The organism is Congregibacter sp., assembly GCF_047617445.1.
GTDB lineage: Bacteria > Pseudomonadota > Gammaproteobacteria > Pseudomonadales > Halieaceae > Congregibacter.
On sequence record NZ_JBLGBE010000026.1, the window covers coordinates 11,631 to 26,902 of the forward strand.

The 15,272-nt window shown below is 55.1% G+C and carries 16 protein-coding genes; 1 reads left to right on the top strand and 15 read right to left on the bottom strand.

All coding sequences use genetic code 11. The features are described from left to right. Window positions 1-15 precede the first annotated feature (15 nt). The gene (locus tag ACI9KD_RS08130) at window positions 16-1,380 is read left to right on the top strand and encodes an 8-oxoguanine deaminase (RefSeq protein WP_414980663.1); all 1,365 of its coding nucleotides are present in this window, start codon (window positions 16-18) and stop codon (window positions 1,378-1,380) included. Between the two features lie 34 nt (window positions 1,381-1,414). Here ACI9KD_RS08130 and ACI9KD_RS08135 read toward each other — a convergent pair whose 3' ends face one another. From ACI9KD_RS08135 to ureA, 15 genes are read right to left on the bottom strand one after another with little or no spacing between them, the layout of a single operon-like run. Continuing rightward, window positions 1,415-2,614 carry a urate hydroxylase PuuD gene (locus ACI9KD_RS08135; protein WP_414980664.1) on the bottom strand — a complete coding sequence of 400 codons (1,200 nt, stop codon included), beginning with the start codon at window positions 2,612-2,614 and terminating at the stop codon, window positions 1,415-1,417. Window positions 2,615-2,621: 7 nt separating this feature from the next. Then, complete coding sequence (gene guaD, locus ACI9KD_RS08140) at window positions 2,622-3,998, bottom strand: guanine deaminase (protein ID WP_414980665.1); 1,377 nt, start codon at window positions 3,996-3,998, stop codon at window positions 2,622-2,624. Then, window positions 3,995-4,492: an ureidoglycolate lyase gene (locus ACI9KD_RS08145; protein ID WP_414980666.1), complete on the bottom strand. Its 498-nt coding sequence runs from the start codon at window positions 4,490-4,492 to the stop codon at window positions 3,995-3,997. The genes guaD and ACI9KD_RS08145 overlap by 4 nt, the downstream gene beginning before the upstream one ends. 4 nt (window positions 4,493-4,496) lie before the next feature. Next, window positions 4,497-4,838: a hydroxyisourate hydrolase gene (uraH, locus tag ACI9KD_RS08150; RefSeq protein ID WP_414980667.1), complete on the bottom strand. Its 342-nt coding sequence runs from the start codon at window positions 4,836-4,838 to the stop codon at window positions 4,497-4,499. Further along, on the bottom strand, window positions 4,835-5,335 hold the full coding sequence (gene uraD / locus ACI9KD_RS08155; RefSeq protein ID WP_414980668.1) for a 2-oxo-4-hydroxy-4-carboxy-5-ureidoimidazoline decarboxylase: 501 nt from the start codon (window positions 5,333-5,335) through the stop codon (window positions 4,835-4,837). The genes uraH and uraD overlap by 4 nt, the downstream gene beginning before the upstream one ends. Then, a complete protein-coding gene (gene alc / locus ACI9KD_RS08160) occupies window positions 5,332-6,369 on the bottom strand; it encodes an allantoicase (RefSeq protein ID WP_414980669.1) in 1,038 nt (345 codons plus the stop codon). The genes uraD and alc overlap by 4 nt, the downstream gene beginning before the upstream one ends. Further along, window positions 6,369-7,271, bottom strand: coding sequence for a xanthine dehydrogenase accessory protein XdhC (gene xdhC / locus ACI9KD_RS08165; protein WP_414980670.1), 903 nt, complete (start codon window positions 7,269-7,271; stop codon window positions 6,369-6,371). Before xdhC ends, alc begins: the two co-directional genes overlap by 1 nt. A gap of 2 nt (window positions 7,272-7,273) precedes the next feature. After that, window positions 7,274-9,610: a xanthine dehydrogenase molybdopterin binding subunit gene (gene xdhB / locus ACI9KD_RS08170; protein WP_414980671.1), complete on the bottom strand. Its 2,337-nt coding sequence runs from the start codon at window positions 9,608-9,610 to the stop codon at window positions 7,274-7,276. Then, on the bottom strand, window positions 9,603-11,075 hold the full coding sequence (gene xdhA / locus ACI9KD_RS08175; RefSeq protein WP_414980672.1) for a xanthine dehydrogenase small subunit: 1,473 nt from the start codon (window positions 11,073-11,075) through the stop codon (window positions 9,603-9,605). The genes xdhB and xdhA overlap by 8 nt, the downstream gene beginning before the upstream one ends. Next, window positions 11,072-11,695 (bottom strand): urease accessory protein UreG, encoded by a 624-nt coding sequence (gene ureG / locus ACI9KD_RS08180; RefSeq protein ID WP_414980673.1) that lies wholly within the window; start codon window positions 11,693-11,695, stop codon window positions 11,072-11,074. Before ureG ends, xdhA begins: the two co-directional genes overlap by 4 nt. Before the next feature lie 45 nt (window positions 11,696-11,740). Then, a complete protein-coding gene (locus ACI9KD_RS08185) occupies window positions 11,741-12,400 on the bottom strand; it encodes an urease accessory protein UreF (protein WP_414980674.1) in 660 nt (219 codons plus the stop codon). A gap of 28 nt (window positions 12,401-12,428) precedes the next feature. Further along, window positions 12,429-12,926, bottom strand: coding sequence for an urease accessory protein UreE (gene ureE / locus ACI9KD_RS08190; RefSeq protein ID WP_414980675.1), 498 nt, complete (start codon window positions 12,924-12,926; stop codon window positions 12,429-12,431). A gap of 9 nt (window positions 12,927-12,935) precedes the next feature. Then, window positions 12,936-14,633: an urease subunit alpha gene (gene ureC, locus ACI9KD_RS08195; protein WP_414980676.1), complete on the bottom strand. Its 1,698-nt coding sequence runs from the start codon at window positions 14,631-14,633 to the stop codon at window positions 12,936-12,938. After that, window positions 14,633-14,938 (bottom strand): urease subunit beta, encoded by a 306-nt coding sequence (locus ACI9KD_RS08200; RefSeq protein WP_414980677.1) that lies wholly within the window; start codon window positions 14,936-14,938, stop codon window positions 14,633-14,635. The genes ureC and ACI9KD_RS08200 overlap by 1 nt, the downstream gene beginning before the upstream one ends. Further along, complete coding sequence (gene ureA, locus ACI9KD_RS08205) at window positions 14,935-15,249, bottom strand: urease subunit gamma (RefSeq protein WP_414980678.1); 315 nt, start codon at window positions 15,247-15,249, stop codon at window positions 14,935-14,937. Before ureA ends, ACI9KD_RS08200 begins: the two co-directional genes overlap by 4 nt. Between the last annotated feature and the right edge of the window lie 23 nt (window positions 15,250-15,272).

The window sequence follows — 15,272 nt, forward strand, 5'->3', positions numbered from 1 at the left end:
TAATGGAGGATGAATGTGGCAACGCTTTTGATGCGACATGCGGATGTTTTGGTGTGCATGGATGATGCACAACGAGAGATTCCAGATGGGGGTTTTTTTGCGCGCGATGGAATCATCGAGGCGGTAGGCCCTAGTGAGTCGCTGCCGGAAACCGCGGACCGAGTGATTGACCTCCAGGGGCACGTCCTGATGCCTGGTATGGTGAATACGCATCACCATCTCTACCAAAACCTGACCCGTTTGATGCCTCACGCCCAAAATGCGCCGCTGTTTGGCTGGCTGCAGGCCTTGTATCCGGTGTGGGAACGACTGACACCAGAAGCTTTTCGAGTGTCAGCGATCATCGGTCTTTCGGAATTATTACTATCGGGATGTACCACCAGTTCTGATCACCAGTATATTTTCCCCAATGGTAGTCGTTTAGACGACAGCATAGCCGCGGCGCGGGAGACGGGCATACGCTTTCATGCGCTGAGAGGCAGCATGAGCGTTGGTCAGTCATCGGGGGGCTTACCGCCTGACAGCCTTGTTGAGAATGAGGACAGTATCCTTGCCGACAGTGAGCGATTGATCAATGCGTATCACGATCCGTCGCCGGCGTCGCGGATTCAAGTGGCACTGGCCCCGTGCTCACCGTTCTCGGTAAGCCGTGACCTTATGCGCGAGTCCGCGAACATGGCCCGAGCGCACGGCGTGCGGTTGCACACCCACCTAGCAGAGAACGTTGAAGATGTCGCCTATAGTCGCGAGCGCTTTAACATGACCCCGGGTGAATACGCCGAAGAACTTGGTTGGCTGGGCGATGACGTTTGGCATGCGCACTGTGTACAGCTTGATAACAAAGATATTCAGCGATTCGCCAGCACGGGAACCAGCGTCGCGCATTGTCCGTGTTCCAATATGCGCTTGGCGTCAGGTATCGCGCCGGTAATGCCCATGCTTCGCGCTGGAGTTAATGTGGGTATTGGTGTAGACGGATCGTCTTCTAATGACAGCGGTCATTTTTTGGCCGAAGCACGCCAAGCAATGTTGCTGCAGCGACTCACAGAAGGCGCCGACGGTTGTTCCGTTCGGGACATGCTCAAAGTTGCCACTCGAGGAGGTGCGCAAGCACTGGGGCGCGCGAGCGAAATTGGCCAGTTAAGCGTTGGGTACCAGGCAGACTGCGCGGCTTTCGCGGTGAATGATCTTTGGCATGCCGGTGCGGTTCACGACCCTGTTGCGAGTCTCTTACTTTGTTATAGCTCGGTCGCTGCGTACACGGTCGTAGGAGGCGATGTCTTGGTCGAACAGGGGGTCTTAAGTGGCATTGATCTAATGCCACTCCTGGAGGCACACCGCGCCATGGCAGAGCGTCTGGCGAACGGAGAGCGAGCCTAAACCAAGCTAAGTTTCCGGTATGTTTGGACGGGCGCTAGCCTGCTGAGCTTCCAGCGCTAATCCATTGCGCGACGATTGCACGCTCCTCGTCTGTCATATTGGTCTTGTTCATGAAGGGCATGTCGTGACTATCGATACTGCGTGCTTTTATGCGCGGCGCCCATTGTTGCATCTGCGCCACAGTGTCTAGCATGACGCCTCCAGGAGCTATCGTGAACACATCGTCTGTCGGCATCGCAGCATGACAGCTACTGCAGCGTTCTCGAATAATACTGTGTGCTCTTTGGGCGAGCTCAGAGGCCGTCAAATCGCTCTGGGGGCTTACCATCACTTTTGGCGCCATCCATGCCGCAAGAACCACCGTGGCCGCTATGGCGGCGCCCAGTATCGCTGGGCGGTTAATGTGCACCTGCCTAAGGACAAAGTACTGCCTGGAAACCGCGGTGATCACTACGATCGCTAAGAGAATCGCCCAATTAAAGGCATGCCCGTAGGTCATGGGATAGTGATTGCTAATCATGATAAACAGCAATGGCAGTGTGAGATACGTGTTGTGCGTCGAACGTAGCTTTGCGCGAGCTCCCCAGTGCGGGTTTGGGGCTTCACCCGCTTCCAGGGCGCCTACAAGCTTGCGCTGACCTGGCATTATGACCTGAAAAACGTTACCCACCATTATGGTTCCAATGATGGCGCCGAAGTGGATGTAGGCGCCCCGGCCGCTAAAAAATTGTGACAGTCCCCAAGCAAGGCCGCCCCCAAAGATGAGTAAGACAGCGGCTAGCAGCCAGCCGTTCTTTGCCAGTGGACTGACGCACAGCACCGTGTAAGCAAGCCAGCTACCCACAAGAAAGCTCAGTCCGAGGGTAATAGCCTGCCATGAACTCAAGTCCGCGACCCGACGGTCAATGAGGTAGGACTCGGCGCCCAGGTAATAAATAACTGCTAGGAGCACCATGCCCGTGAGCCAGGTACTGTAAGCCTCCCATTTGAACCAATGGAGGTGGTCGGGCATTTTTTCTGGGGCACCCTGATATTTGGCCACCTCGTAAATACCGCCGCCATGAACGGCCCAGAGATCGCCCTTAATGCCCTTGTCTTTTTTCCACTGGGGTGGTTCTTCGAGGCTGTTGTCCAGCCACATGAAGTAGAACGATGCACCAATCCAGGCAATCCCGGTGATCACGTGGAGCCAGCGAACGATCAGACTTATCCAGTCAACGATGTAGGTTTCCATGCGTGCTTTAACTCCTATCGGACCTGTCTGACTGTAAAGGGTTTGGGGGCCGAGCATCCGGCGTGGGCTGATGGGCGGAGTCCAGCTCATCCCGGTGGTGCTTGCGTTCGCCCATAATCCAGCTCTCGCGTATGCAGCGATCGTCGCCCAACGTGGATAACACAAAGAGTGTTTCGAACAGGTCTTTACAGTGCTGCATTCGCTGCTCTAAAAGTGGGGTTGCAGCCAAATCGAGCACCAAAAAATCGGCTTCTTTGCCGGGTAGAAAGTTGCCCAGCTTGGACTCGAGGTCCAAGGTTCGGGCACCGCCCAATGTCGCGAGATAAAAGCTTTTATAGGGCGTTAGCGAGTGCCCCTGGAGCTGTTGAATTTTGTAGGCCTCATCCATGGTCTCCAAAATGGAAAAACTGGTACCTGCACCAATGTCTGTGCCTAGGCCGACGTTTATGCCGCAGCTCTCTGCCTTTGCCAAGGGGAATAAGCCTGACCCCAGGAACAAATTGGATGTTGGGCAAAATGCGATGTTTGACCGCGTTTCGGCCATACGCTGCCACTCAGCTTCGCTAAGGTGAACACAGTGTGCGAAGACGCTGCGGCGACCCAATAAACCCGCGTCGTCATAGCTGTGAAGATAATGATCCAGATGAGGGAATAGCTCTTCTACCCAGGCCACTTCATTGAGGTTCTCGGACATATGAGTATGCAGATAGACGCTCGGATGCTCTCGAAGCAACCTGCCTGCTGCTTGTAGCTGCTCGGGCGTTGACGTCGCTGCAAATCGTGGCGTAACCGCATAGCGCAGTCTCCCACGATCGTGCCAACGCTCGATGAGTTCCTTGCTCTCGCGATAGCTGGACTCAGGGGTGTCCTTAAGGTTGTCCGGCGCGTTGCGGTCCATCATTACCTTGCCGGCAATCATGCGGAGGTTTAGGAGCTCTGCCTCGCTAAAGAATGCGTCGACCGATTGTGGATGCACAGTGCCAAAAACCAGTGCGGTAGTTGTGCCGTTGCGCAGAAGCTCTTTTAGGAAACGCTTTGCGACTTGCTGGGCATACTCGAAGTCTGCAAACCGCGCTTCGGTGGGGAACACGTATTTATCCAACCACTCCAGCAGCTGCTCGCCATGTGCGCCAATAATATCCATCTGTGGATAGTGAATATGGGTGTCAATAAAGCCTGGCACCAGCAAGGCGTTTTCATGTTCATGGATTTCAATGTCGCCGGGCAGTGAATTGAGTAGCAGCTCCGCGTCGTCAACGGTGACAACATGACCGTTTTCGATCAGGAGTGCCCCATCAGGTAAATACTGATGGCTCTCTTTGAGGCCTTTTTCGGGGTCTTCGAGGAAATGCAGAATCCTGCCGCGGTGGAGTACTCGGCTCATAGAGACAGCGCGAGCTTCAAAGGCGTTTGCAGATCTATCTCATCGCAGTTATTCCCGGGACCGATGCGATCGACAACAACAAAGTCTGAGGCGGTATGCAGCGCAAGTAAGTAATGGTGCCAAGTGCCCCGGTGATAACTGATGCTCTGGCTGCCCGTCGCCAAAAAACCTTGGATCGCGTCCTCGTCGAGAATACCAGGGCGCGCTACAACTATCGCGTAGGTGTTTCCACTCGTGTTAATGAAGGCCTGCGATCCCAGAGGGTGACGCTCCATGCTTCGCAAAACAAAGTTGGTTTCTATAGCTTGCGCACGAAACAGGCTTAATACAGGAGCGCCGCCGTCCTTAGCGCAATCTACTGCAGCGAGGGCGTGGTGGCGCTGTGTGAGCCCTTCGTTAATCGGGTATTGCTCGCAGGGCGTCTGTGCGTCGATAAGCTCTCCGAAGGGAGCGAATGCTTCAGCCGTCAGTGGTCTTAATGTTAATTCTTTCAAGGTTCTAGCTGCCCCGATAAGTTGAGTAGCTAAAAGGCGATAGCAGTAGGGGGATGTGGTAATGCTCTCCGCTGCTGTCCAGATTGAAGACCACGTCTACGTAAGGATAAAAGACTGTCTGGCCCAAACCCGAAAAGTATTCGCCGGTGGAAAAATGCATGCGATAGGTTCCCGCGGGGAGCCTGCGGCCCGAGTCCAGCAGACCCGCAACACGGCCGTCATGATTGGTGACGCCCGCTGAGAGCTCGATCCAGTCTTCCCCATTAAGTTGATATAGCGCTAATGGCACTGACTGTGCTGGCTGCCCTCGTGCAGTGTCCAGGATGTGCGTAGTGATTTGACTCATTGCCATTGCTCCAGCCGAATCTGTAAGATTTTTCGTTGTTCCTCTGCCGCGACTGTGAGCTCCACAATCGGGCCATTGTCTAGGCGCTGCTCCAGCAGTTCGCACATTTCCAGTGCCGACTTTCCCGTTGCACAGACGATGAATATGTAACCGAAGCGCCTCTCATAGCGTTGATTACCCTTCACCAGACGCTCAATTACAGGCTCCGCGGCATTAGCAACGCTTGATTGCTCATGGGCAGCAAGATTACCGCTTCCAGCGTACTTGGCTTTGAGTGAGTTGACGTCTCCGATCTTGGGGTGACCTTCAAAAGCTTCCAGGTAGTCATCTTTTGAAAGAGTGGACCAGACGCTGTCTGCGACATTGCGAAGAGCCGGCAAATCCCTGTAGGGACGTTCTCGTAAAACGCCCTCAATCCAGCGTGTGCTAACGCAGCAAAGCTCCAGCACCTGTGCCGCGGGTTTCGTGTCTAGCGCATTGAATTCAGTCAGTGTCACTGAGCTTCCCAGTCTGCAATACCAAACACCCGCAGTCTGCTCACCCCGCCATCGGGAAAGATATTGAGACGAACGTGGCTGAACTTTTGGTCGTCGGGACACAGCACTTCCCTTGTGTAGGTATGTTCGCGATCTGGGCAGAGACTCTGCTGGTTGATAATGGACGTCCACTCCGTGCTTTCTGAAGGTAGTTGGGCTCCGGGCTCCAAGCAGCCCTCGAGGCTAAACCGATCCGGAAAGTTGCCGCGCAGATGCGCCGTATCGAGAATAATCTTGCGCACGCTGCCTTGCTTACCGAGCTTGATGATGGCCCAGTCGTTGAACTCATCACGCCGTCGACGGGTTTCCCAGCCATCACCCATATTCACGCCACGCCCGGGCATGACCAAATTGTCCGTGGAGCTAAAGAACTGATCCGAGGCGGCAACACCGCGACCGCCAATACCCACTGCCGCCAAGTCCACGGTTTCGTTCTCGAGATAGTCCTGACGATCAGGCATGACTTCGCCGTAGGCGCGAAATCGAGCGACACCTCCGTCGGGATAGATGCGCAAACGAAGGTGCGTCCAGCGCTCAGTGCTGTCACAGGGAATTGGGTTTTTCTCGTCCGGCAGTACGTCCGTGAGCGGTATGATTTCTGTCCACTGTGTGTCTGCCTCAGGGTCTAGTTTGACGTGCGTGCCGTCTACGGCCACTTGCAGCGGCGCATTACCTCGAAAGTGATGCGTGTCGACATCTACGCCATGAATACGGCCGGCGAAACCCAAGCGTAAGACACACCAGTCATGGTCCAGTTGACTCATGCGAAATTGTCGACCAAAGCTTCTGCGAGATTCCCAGCCGTCCATCCACTGACCTTTGTCAGTAAACTCACCCGCCTTGAATACACCCCGGCCCGGCTTTATGAGGTTGTCACAGCTCGCGAACCACTGATCACTGCAGTTAATCGCACGGCCACCTACTCGTTCTGCCAGTAAGTTGATGTAGCGAAACTGGAAGTCATCCGTCGCAGCCGGATCAAAGTTCTCGTTCATTAAGTTTCTACCGTTGAGTCATCGATGTGTGCATCGCTGGGGTTGTCGAATAGGGTTTCGGACGCGCTGAGCTGGTTTTGAAGTTCTTTCCAGCCGGGCCCTTGAATGTCCGGGATCGCGTCGCGGCGCGCATGATAGTGCGCGATCAGCTCGGCCGCCACCGACACCGCGATCTCCGCCGGGCGTTTCCCCGGTACAGCAGACAATCCAATGGGGCAGTGCACATTCGCAAGAGCAGTCTCTTTAAAGCCTCGATGCTGTAGTCGTAGCTTAAAACGGCGCCATTTACTTTGGGACCCTATAACCCCGACATAGGCTGCGTCCCCTCTACGCAGCGCCGCTTCCATCAGGGCATAGTCCAAAGGATGCTGATGAGTCATGATCAAATAGTAGCTGCCGGGAATCGCTCGCTTGATGATGTCCAGTGGTTCATCGGGATGCAGAGCATTGATACCCGTGGGTAAGATATCCGGAAACTCTTGCGTACGCGCGTCAATCCAATGAATTTTGAGGGGCAGGGTGGCTAACAGAGGGGCCAAGGCGCGGCCCACATGGCCCGCTCCGAAGAGATAGACTGATTGAGAGACTGGAACAAAGTGTTCAAAGAGCAGGCTTGTACTACCACCACAGCACTGCCCCAGTTTCTCACCCAGAGGGAAGTTCTCTACCCATTGGCCCGCGCGTGCGTCTGTGAGCATATTCTGTGCGCGCTGCAGCGCCTGAAACTCCAATTCGCCGCCGCCGATGGTCCCGTGAAAGTCTTGTGTGCTCACAACCATCTTGGTGCCCGAAGCTCTGGGCGTTGAGCCACGAACACCCAACATTGTAATAATCACATAGGCGCGGTCCAGTGATTCATATGCGCGAACCCACTCGCTCCAATGTGCGTCAGTCGCCAGCATCGTTACCTACTCTCAGCGCGAAGTGCTTCGCAGGCTAGAAGGACGCGTTCGGGGGTAGCCGGTGTATCCAGGCTGGGGTGAACACGGTAGTCGGCGAGACTGGCCACTGCATCTCTGATGGCAGACCACACGGATATAGCAAGCATTAGTGGCGGTTCACCGACAGCCTTGGAGCGAAAGATTGTCGCTTCTGCATTGGGGCTGTCCGGCAGCAACTCGACGTTAAAGATTGGCGGTGTGTCGCCGATGGCGGGAATTTTGTAGGTTGCAGGCCCCACTGTGGTGAGTCGACCGTTGTCATCCCAGGCAAGTTCTTCGCTGGTGAGCCAGCCCATGCCCTGAACAAATCCACCTTCGATTTGACCGATGTCGATGGCAGGATTCAGGGAATTACCAACATCGTGGCAGATATCAACGCGTTCTACGCGGTACTCACCGGTGAGGGTGTCCACGAGCACCTCAGACACGGCTGCGCCATTGGCAAAGTAGTAAAAGGGCCGTCCGGAAGCTGTTTCACGATCATAGTGGATCTTGGGTGTGCGATAGAAGCCTGTGGCCGATAGCGAAATTCGCTGGTGGTAGGCAAGGTTTGCGAACTCCGCGAAACTGAATATACGATCGTCTACTGTGATGCGGTTTCTAGAAAACTGCACGGACTCTTCGCTCACGCCGAAGTGTTCACAGGCGAAAACGGTAAGGCGCTTACGGATCTTACGCGCTGCCGCTAACGCGGCCATTCCGTTGATATCGCTTCCCGATGACGCGGCAGTAGGAGAGGTATTAGGGATTTTATCCGTGCGCGTGGCGGTGCAACGAATGTGTTCAATATCGACCTGCAGTTCCTCGGCAACGACTTGCGCGACCTTGGTATACAAGCCTTGACCCATTTCCGTACCGCCGTGGTTCAGCTGGATACTGCCATCGGTGTATACATGGATCAGTGCGCCTGCCTGATTCAAGTGCTGCACAGTAAACGATATGCCGAACTTGACGGGGGTGAGTGCAAGACCGCGCCGCAACACGGGATTCTCAGCGTTGAATGCACGAATCGACTCGCGCCGCGCTCGATAGTCTGAGGTCTTTTCTAATCGCTCAATCAACAAAGGTAGGACTTCTTGCTCTACAAGCTGTCCGTAGTGCGTAGTGTTTCGATTGCCTTTGGCGCTATAGAGATTGCGTTTGCGAACATCAAGAGGATCCAGGCCTCGGTCCCGGGCAATGGCGTCAATAACATCTTCGATGGCGACCATACCCTGGGGCCCGCCAAATCCACGGAAAGCGGTATTGGACACCGTATGGGTTTTAACCCGGAGTCCTGCGATTGCAACGTCGGGAAGGTAATACGCGTTGTCGCTGTGGAACATCGCCCGATCAACAATGGCGTCAGATAAATCCGGAGACATGCCGCAGCCTCCGGCGAGCATGAGATCCAAGGCCTGAATCTGGCCCTCATGGTCAAAACCTACGTCGTAACGGCTGAGAAAGTGGTGTCGCTTACCCGTGGCGCGCATATCGTCACCGCGCGCGAGTCGCAGCTTTACGGCGCGGCCAGTACGACGGGCTAGAATTGCGGCAAGACAGGCCCATTGATTGGCGTGGGTTTCTTTGCCACCAAAGGCGCCGCCCATACGTCGTGTATCGACCGTAACCTGGTGAAGATCTACCCCCAGTACTTCTGCAACGAGCTTTTGACCTTCTGTGGGATTCTGGGTTGACGAGTAAACCAGCATGCCACCGTCTTCTTCTGGGACGCACAGTGAGACTTGCCCCTCAAGGTACATTTGCTCCTGACCACCGATTTGCAGCTCTCCTTGCACGCGATGGGGCGCCTTAGGCAAGGCACTCTGAGCATCGCCGCGGCGCTGATAGTGGGCGGGGCGCACAAAGCTTTCCGCCGCAAGACCGTCTTCAATGCTCAAGCATGCGGGGAGGGATGTGTATTCAACTTTGGCGAGACGCACGGCCCGGCGGGCTTCAGCATAACTAGTCGCAGCGACGGCAAATAGCACCTGGCCATGAAACTCTACCGTGTCTCCCAGACCTACCATTAGTGGGTCTCCGGGAAACACAGGTCCAATGTCGATAATGCCGGGGACATCGTCGCGGGTAATGACATCGATGACCCCCGGTGCATTGCGTACGGCAGCGAGCGACATACTGGAAACCACACCGTGTGCAATGGTCGACAAGCCTACATAGGCATGCAGCGTGCCTTGGGGTGCCATCATGTCATCGATGTACACGGCCTCACCGGATACATGTTTTGCCGCGCTTTCATGCACCACCCCTTGACCGGCAGCACCTACTGGAGCGTCTTTTTGGATGTTGGATTTATCCATGGGGCACAGCTCCGGCCTGATTGACACCTAAAAGATGCACCCTGGTTGCGATTTCCCCGCGATACTCATGCTGCAAGCGCGATAGAAGACGAGCGGCAACCGTAAGACGATAGCTTGCCGACGCGCGCGCATCGTCAATGGGCTGAAAGTCTTGCGCAATTGCCGCAGCAGCATTCTCGATGCTGTCCGTACGGAGGTTTAGGCCACTTAGCGCGGATTCCACTGCTTGCGCCCGTTTGGGTATTGCTGCCATGCCCCCGAAGGCTACTTTGGCTGCCGTGACACGATCGCCCTCGAGTTGAAGTGCAAACACAGCACAAACAGACGATATATCATCCTCAAAACGCTTGCTGATTTTGTAAGCGCGCAGCAGCAGCTTAGCTTTGCGCCGAGGCAATATAACGGTGGCAATAAACTCTCCGGCGGCTTGTGCGGTCTTGCGATAGTCGAGGAAGAATTCATCAAGAGGAAGCTCCCGCACTCCAGCGCTCGACTGTAGTGCTATGGAGCCGCCCAGAGCGAGAAGCACAGGGGGCCAGTCACCGATGGGCGAAGCATTAGCGATGTTTCCTGCGACCGTGCCCTGAGAGCGTATCTGGAGTGAACCAAAACGCTCGATGAGTTCCGCAAGTTCGGGGTAATCACTGAGGACTACGTCTATACAGTCTCGGTGCGTAACGGCCGCTCCCAACTGTATGTTGTCGTTATTGCAGTGAATCGATCGAAGTTCTGACGCGGCACAGATGTCGATGAGCACGGGTAGTGGTGTGAGCGATTGGGTGCTTTCCAAAAATAAATCCGTCCCGCCGGCAACCAGTCGAGCCTCGGGATGCTCTGCAAGCAGCTTTGCGACATGGGTAGCATTGCTGGGGCGAAAATAATGGCTGTGCGTCGATTCGAGTGCTGCGGTCTCGCTTTCTGTGTCCAGAAGCGCGCGAAGCTGGTCCAGGGTCGCTTGGGCCCGACGAGAGAACTTATCATCCTCGATATTAGCTAGCGCTTGATCTGCGGCGTCGATGATCGGACGGTAGCCCGTGCAACGGCATAAGTTTCCGCCCAGTGCCTCAAGAATCGTCTCGCGGTCGCAGCCAGTTTTAGCGTGATAAAGCGCAAACAGAGACATCACAAATCCTGGTGTACAAAAACCGCACTGCGAAGCATGGCATTCGATCATGGCACGTTGTACAGGATGCCAGGCGGCGCCGTCCTTCAGGTCTTCGACGCTAATGAGTTCTGTGCCGTGGAGGCTGCCTAAGGGGGCGATACAGGCGTTTACCGGAGAGTAGCGCAGTCCTTTGTCAGTAGCTTTGGCAAGGACGACGGTGCAGGCGCCACAGTCACCGGAGGCACAGCCTTCTTTGGTGCCCATGAGTCCACGGTGCTCTCGGAGATAATCCAAGACGGTTGTGTCGGCGGGGAGGTCTTCGATAGCGACCTCACGCTCTTGATGCAAAAATCGAATCATCCTCGGGCACTCTTGCCGAGCATTCCACGACTTTCGATGAAGTCGATAACCGCCTGCAGGCCCTGCTCGCTTTTCAGGTTGGTGAACTCAAAAGGCCGGTCTCCACGCATCTTCTTCGCATCGCGATCCATGACGCCAAGATCAGCGCCGACCAAGGGGGCCAAGTCGATTTTGTTGATGATCAATAAATCTGATTTAGTGATCCCCGGTCCGCCTTTGCGCGGAATTTTGTCGCCCGCAGAAACATCAATAACGTAGAGCGTCAGGTCAGATAGTTCCGGGCTGAAAGTGGCCGCGAGGTTGTCGCCACCGCTTTCTATAAACAGTAGCTCAAGATCGGTGAAGCGATCCTGTAACTCATCGACCGCCGCAAGATTCATGGACGCATCTTCACGTATGGCTGTATGGGGGCAGCCGCCGGTTTCTACGCCAAGTATTCGGTCACCCTCGAGAGCTTCATGGCGGAGTAAAAACTCAGCGTCTTCGCGCGTGTAAATATCATTAGTAATGACTCCGATGCTGTAGCGGTCCCTGAGATGCTGGCACAGCAAACGTACCAAGGCAGTTTTGCCGGAACCAACAGGGCCGCCTATTCCTACGCGCAGTGCGGGTTTACTCATTTCTCATTTTCCTTCTGTAAATCTATGCGTTGGATCATGCATGAATCATGATCGAAATAGTCTCGTATGCTGGCGCTCATGACGGCTTGATGCCATTGCCAAGCCCGGCAGGCTCAGCCCGATCTCACAGTCATCGACGGTCATCGCGTGCGTGCAGGCCTCGGGAATCTGTTTTAAAAGCTTAAGTAACATTCTCTGTGCTGCAGTTTGTCCCAGAGGTACTAGTTTAGTCGCTGCGGTCACTTGGTTTTCGAGCCAGCTATAGGCGTAGCCTTGGAGCGCGGCATCGGTTTGTATGCCCCAGCGATGACAGGCGACGGCAAACGCAATGGCATAGGCGGGTTTTTGTCCGAAAATAGGTATGTCTGGCGTCTCAAGACCTGTGAGTAGCCGCAAAAGTGCAGTCCCGATTTGCTGGTCTTCTAAAAGCAGTTCTGAGGTTTCCCGGCTGGCCAGCAACTGGTTGTTCCAGTGATTAAGCGTCTCCGTGTCGTTTCCCCCTAAGGCTGCTAAGGCCCGCAACAAAACAGGCAGGTCCAATTGCGCCACCCCGAGCATCATGCCGTCGTGTAACCAACGGTTGAGTTCCTCGCCCTCAACCCAACCTGCCTCGATGGCATACTCCAGACCCTGAGAGTAGGCGTAGGCCCCAATGGGCAAAGCCGGGCTGGATAGATGCAATAGGTATAATTGCGAATATGTCATGGCCCCGTTGTTCAATTTATAGCCTCGCTTAGCCGTGCGAATGGCTACGTGGATGACTATGTGCGTCGGACCCGGCGTGTGCATGCGGTACGCCCGCATAGGCTCCAGACTCCGGAGTAAAGGCATCATCAATTGCGCGAACGCCTAATCCTAGGCCCCCTAACATTTCTTCTAAAACATGGTCCCGAGGGAAGCGCAGCGCACCCGGTAAAATCTGGAGGCTCACATGGCGATTGCCCAAGTGATAAGCCGCCCTCAGCAATAGATGCGGATCATCGCTGTAGGCTTCTGCGAGTGACTCACTTGCCGCACGTATCAAAATAATCTCCTTGTTATCGCAGATCAGCGCATCGCCATCGCCTAACACGATGCCCCGGGAGAGAAACCAGCCCAGTTCCTGGCCACGTTCGGTCGTTGTACGGTAACGAGATTTCTCCCGTTCGGAAAAAACCAGGTGCACTTCATCTTGCCAGGTACCGTCAAAGGCCGTTGCATGGTGGTAGGCCTCGAGCATTAGTTCATCCATGTATTCGTCCTAGAAAAGAAAGTAACGCTGTGCCATGGGTAGCACGGTTGCCGGTTCGCAGGTAAGCAGCTGGCCATCGGCGCGTACTTCATAGGTTTGTGGATCGACTTCCATCACCGGTTGGTAGTCATTGAGACGCATATCCGCTTTAGTGACGCTGCGACAGCCTTGCACAGCGACCAATCGTCGTTCGAGTCCTAGCGACTCAGCGATGCCCGCATCCAGAGAAGCGGCACTCACAAAACTCACGCTGGTGGCTCGACTCGCTTTGCCAAAGGCGCCGAACATAGGGCGGTAATGCACGGGCTGTGGTGTAGGGATTGAGGCGTTCGGATCACCCATGGGTGCCGCTGCTATAGCACCTCCTTTAATGATGAGTGCCGGTTTGACGCCAAAAAAAGCGGGTTTCCAAAGACATAGATCGGCGAGTTTTCCGACTTCTACGGAACCCACTTCATGTGCGATGCCATGGGCCAGGGCTGGGTTTATCGTGTACTTGGCGATGTAGCGCTTGGCGCGAAAATTATCTGAGACTCCTGAGCCAAGGGAGCCGCGCTGGGACTTCATCTTGCTGGCAGTTTGCCAGGTCCGACAGATCACCTCGCCGACGCGGCCCATGGCCTGAGAATCTGAAGAGATAATTGAAAATGCACCCAGGTCATGGAGTATGTCCTCAGCGGCAATGGTCTCTTTGCGAATACGTGAGTCTGCGAATGCGACGTCTTCGGGTATCGATGGATCCAAGTGGTGACATACCATGAGCATATCCAAATGCTCATCCACGGTGTTTATCGTATAGGGGCGCGTCGGATTGGTAGAGGAGGGAAGTACATTTGGCAAGCCGCAGGCTTTGATAATGTCCGGTGCATGACCGCCGCCGGCACCCTCGGTGTGATAAGTGTGAATGGTTCTTCCCTTGAATGCAGCGATCGTGTCTTCAACAAAGCCGGATTCGTTGAGCGTGTCGGTGTGTATCGCGACCTGGACATCAAATCGATCCGCGACACTGAGGCAGTTATCGATAGAGGCGGGTGTGGTCCCCCAGTCTTCATGTAGTTTTAAGCCCAAGGCACCAGCGCGGAGCTGCTCTTCCAACGCTACCGGCAGGCTCGCATTCCCCTTCCCGAGAAAACCGAGGTTCACAGGGAATGACTCAGCGCTTTGAAGCATCTTTCCGATGTGCCAGGGGCCGGGCGTGCAAGTTGTTGCCTTGGTGCCCGTCGCTGGACCGGTGCCACCGCCAATCATTGTGGTGACGCCACTCATCAAAGCTTCTTCGATCTGCTGAGGACAGATGAAGTGGATGTGCGCGTCGATGCCCCCGGCGGTGAGGATTTGACCTTCTCCCGCGATAATTTCTGTGCCCGGGCCGATGGGGAAATCCACGCCGGACTGGATGTCTGGATTGCCGGCCTTGCCTATGCCGCTGATGCGGCCATCTTTGATGGCTACATCAGCCTTAACGACACCCCAGTAATCGAGAATCAATGCATTGGTAATGACCGTATCCGGAGATTCCGCGCAACTGACCTGAGACTGCCCCATGCCATCGCGAATAACCTTGCCACCACCGAACTTCACCTCTTCGCCGTAAATCGTATGGTCTTTCTCCACCTCGATGAACAGCTCTGAATCCGCGAGTCGTATTCGGTCTCCGGTAGTTGGGCCGAACATACTTGCGTAGTCACTGCGACTGATTTTTCGCATTAGAGGTCCCCCATCACGTCACCGCGAAATCCGTAAACCCGACGTTTTCCCGCCAAAGCCACTAATTCCACGTCGCGTTTCTGTCCGGGTTCAAAACGTACGGCTGTGCCGGCCGCAATGTTAAGCCGAAATCCCCGGGCAGCAGCACGGTCGAACAGCAATGCGGGATTGGTCTCTGCAAAGTGGTAATGGGAGCCCACTTGCACAGGGCGGTCTCCACTGTTGACCACGGTTACACCGACACACTCACGATCGTCGTTGAGGGTCAGTTCGCCCTCAACGGTAATCACTTCGCCCGGAATCATGATGCGCCACCGCCAATAGGGTCATGCACGGTGACGAGCTTTGTGCCGTCTGGGAATGTTGCTTCTACCTGAACTTCCTGAATCATTTCAGCAATGCCCTCCATCACGTCGTCGCGCGTCAAAATGGTGCGCCCGAAGCTCATCAGCTCCGCGACTGTTCTCCCATCTCTGGCGCCTTCAAGTATTGCTGCGCTGATCAGGGCTTGGGCTTCGGGATAGTTAAGCTTTACACCACGATCCCTTCTTCGTTCTGCCAATAGTGCGGCGGTGAACAAAAGTAACTTGTCTTTTTCTCTTGGGCTGAGTTCCACTTCAGTTCCTTACAGGCGTTTCC

Bases quoted from the DNA above. Each gene is read 5' to 3' on its own strand.
- ACI9KD_RS08185 (WP_414980674.1), bottom strand. From the start codon at position 12,400: ATGACATATTCGCAATTATACCTATTGCATCTATCCAGCCCGGCTTTG.
- xdhC (WP_414980670.1), bottom strand. From the start codon at position 7,271: ATGCTGGCGACTGACGCACATTGGAGCGAGTGGGTTCGCGCATATGAA.
- ureC (WP_414980676.1), bottom strand. From the start codon at position 14,633: ATGCGAAAAATCAGTCGCAGTGACTACGCAAGTATGTTCGGCCCAACT.
- xdhB (WP_414980671.1), bottom strand. From the start codon at position 9,610: ATGGATAAATCCAACATCCAAAAAGACGCTCCAGTAGGTGCTGCCGGT.
- guaD (WP_414980665.1), bottom strand. From the start codon at position 3,998: ATGAGCCGAGTACTCCACCGCGGCAGGATTCTGCATTTCCTCGAAGAC.
- ureG (WP_414980673.1), bottom strand. From the start codon at position 11,695: ATGAGTAAACCCGCACTGCGCGTAGGAATAGGCGGCCCTGTTGGTTCC.
- ACI9KD_RS08200 (WP_414980677.1), bottom strand. From the start codon at position 14,938: ATGATTCCGGGCGAAGTGATTACCGTTGAGGGCGAACTGACCCTCAAC.
- ACI9KD_RS08135 (WP_414980664.1), bottom strand. From the start codon at position 2,614: ATGGAAACCTACATCGTTGACTGGATAAGTCTGATCGTTCGCTGGCTC.
- uraH (WP_414980667.1), bottom strand. From the start codon at position 4,838: ATGAGTCAAATCACTACGCACATCCTGGACACTGCACGAGGGCAGCCA.
- ureE (WP_414980675.1), bottom strand. From the start codon at position 12,926: ATGGATGAACTAATGCTCGAGGCCTACCACCATGCAACGGCCTTTGAC.
- alc (WP_414980669.1), bottom strand. From the start codon at position 6,369: ATGAACGAGAACTTTGATCCGGCTGCGACGGATGACTTCCAGTTTCGC.
- xdhA (WP_414980672.1), bottom strand. From the start codon at position 11,075: ATGATTCGATTTTTGCATCAAGAGCGTGAGGTCGCTATCGAAGACCTC.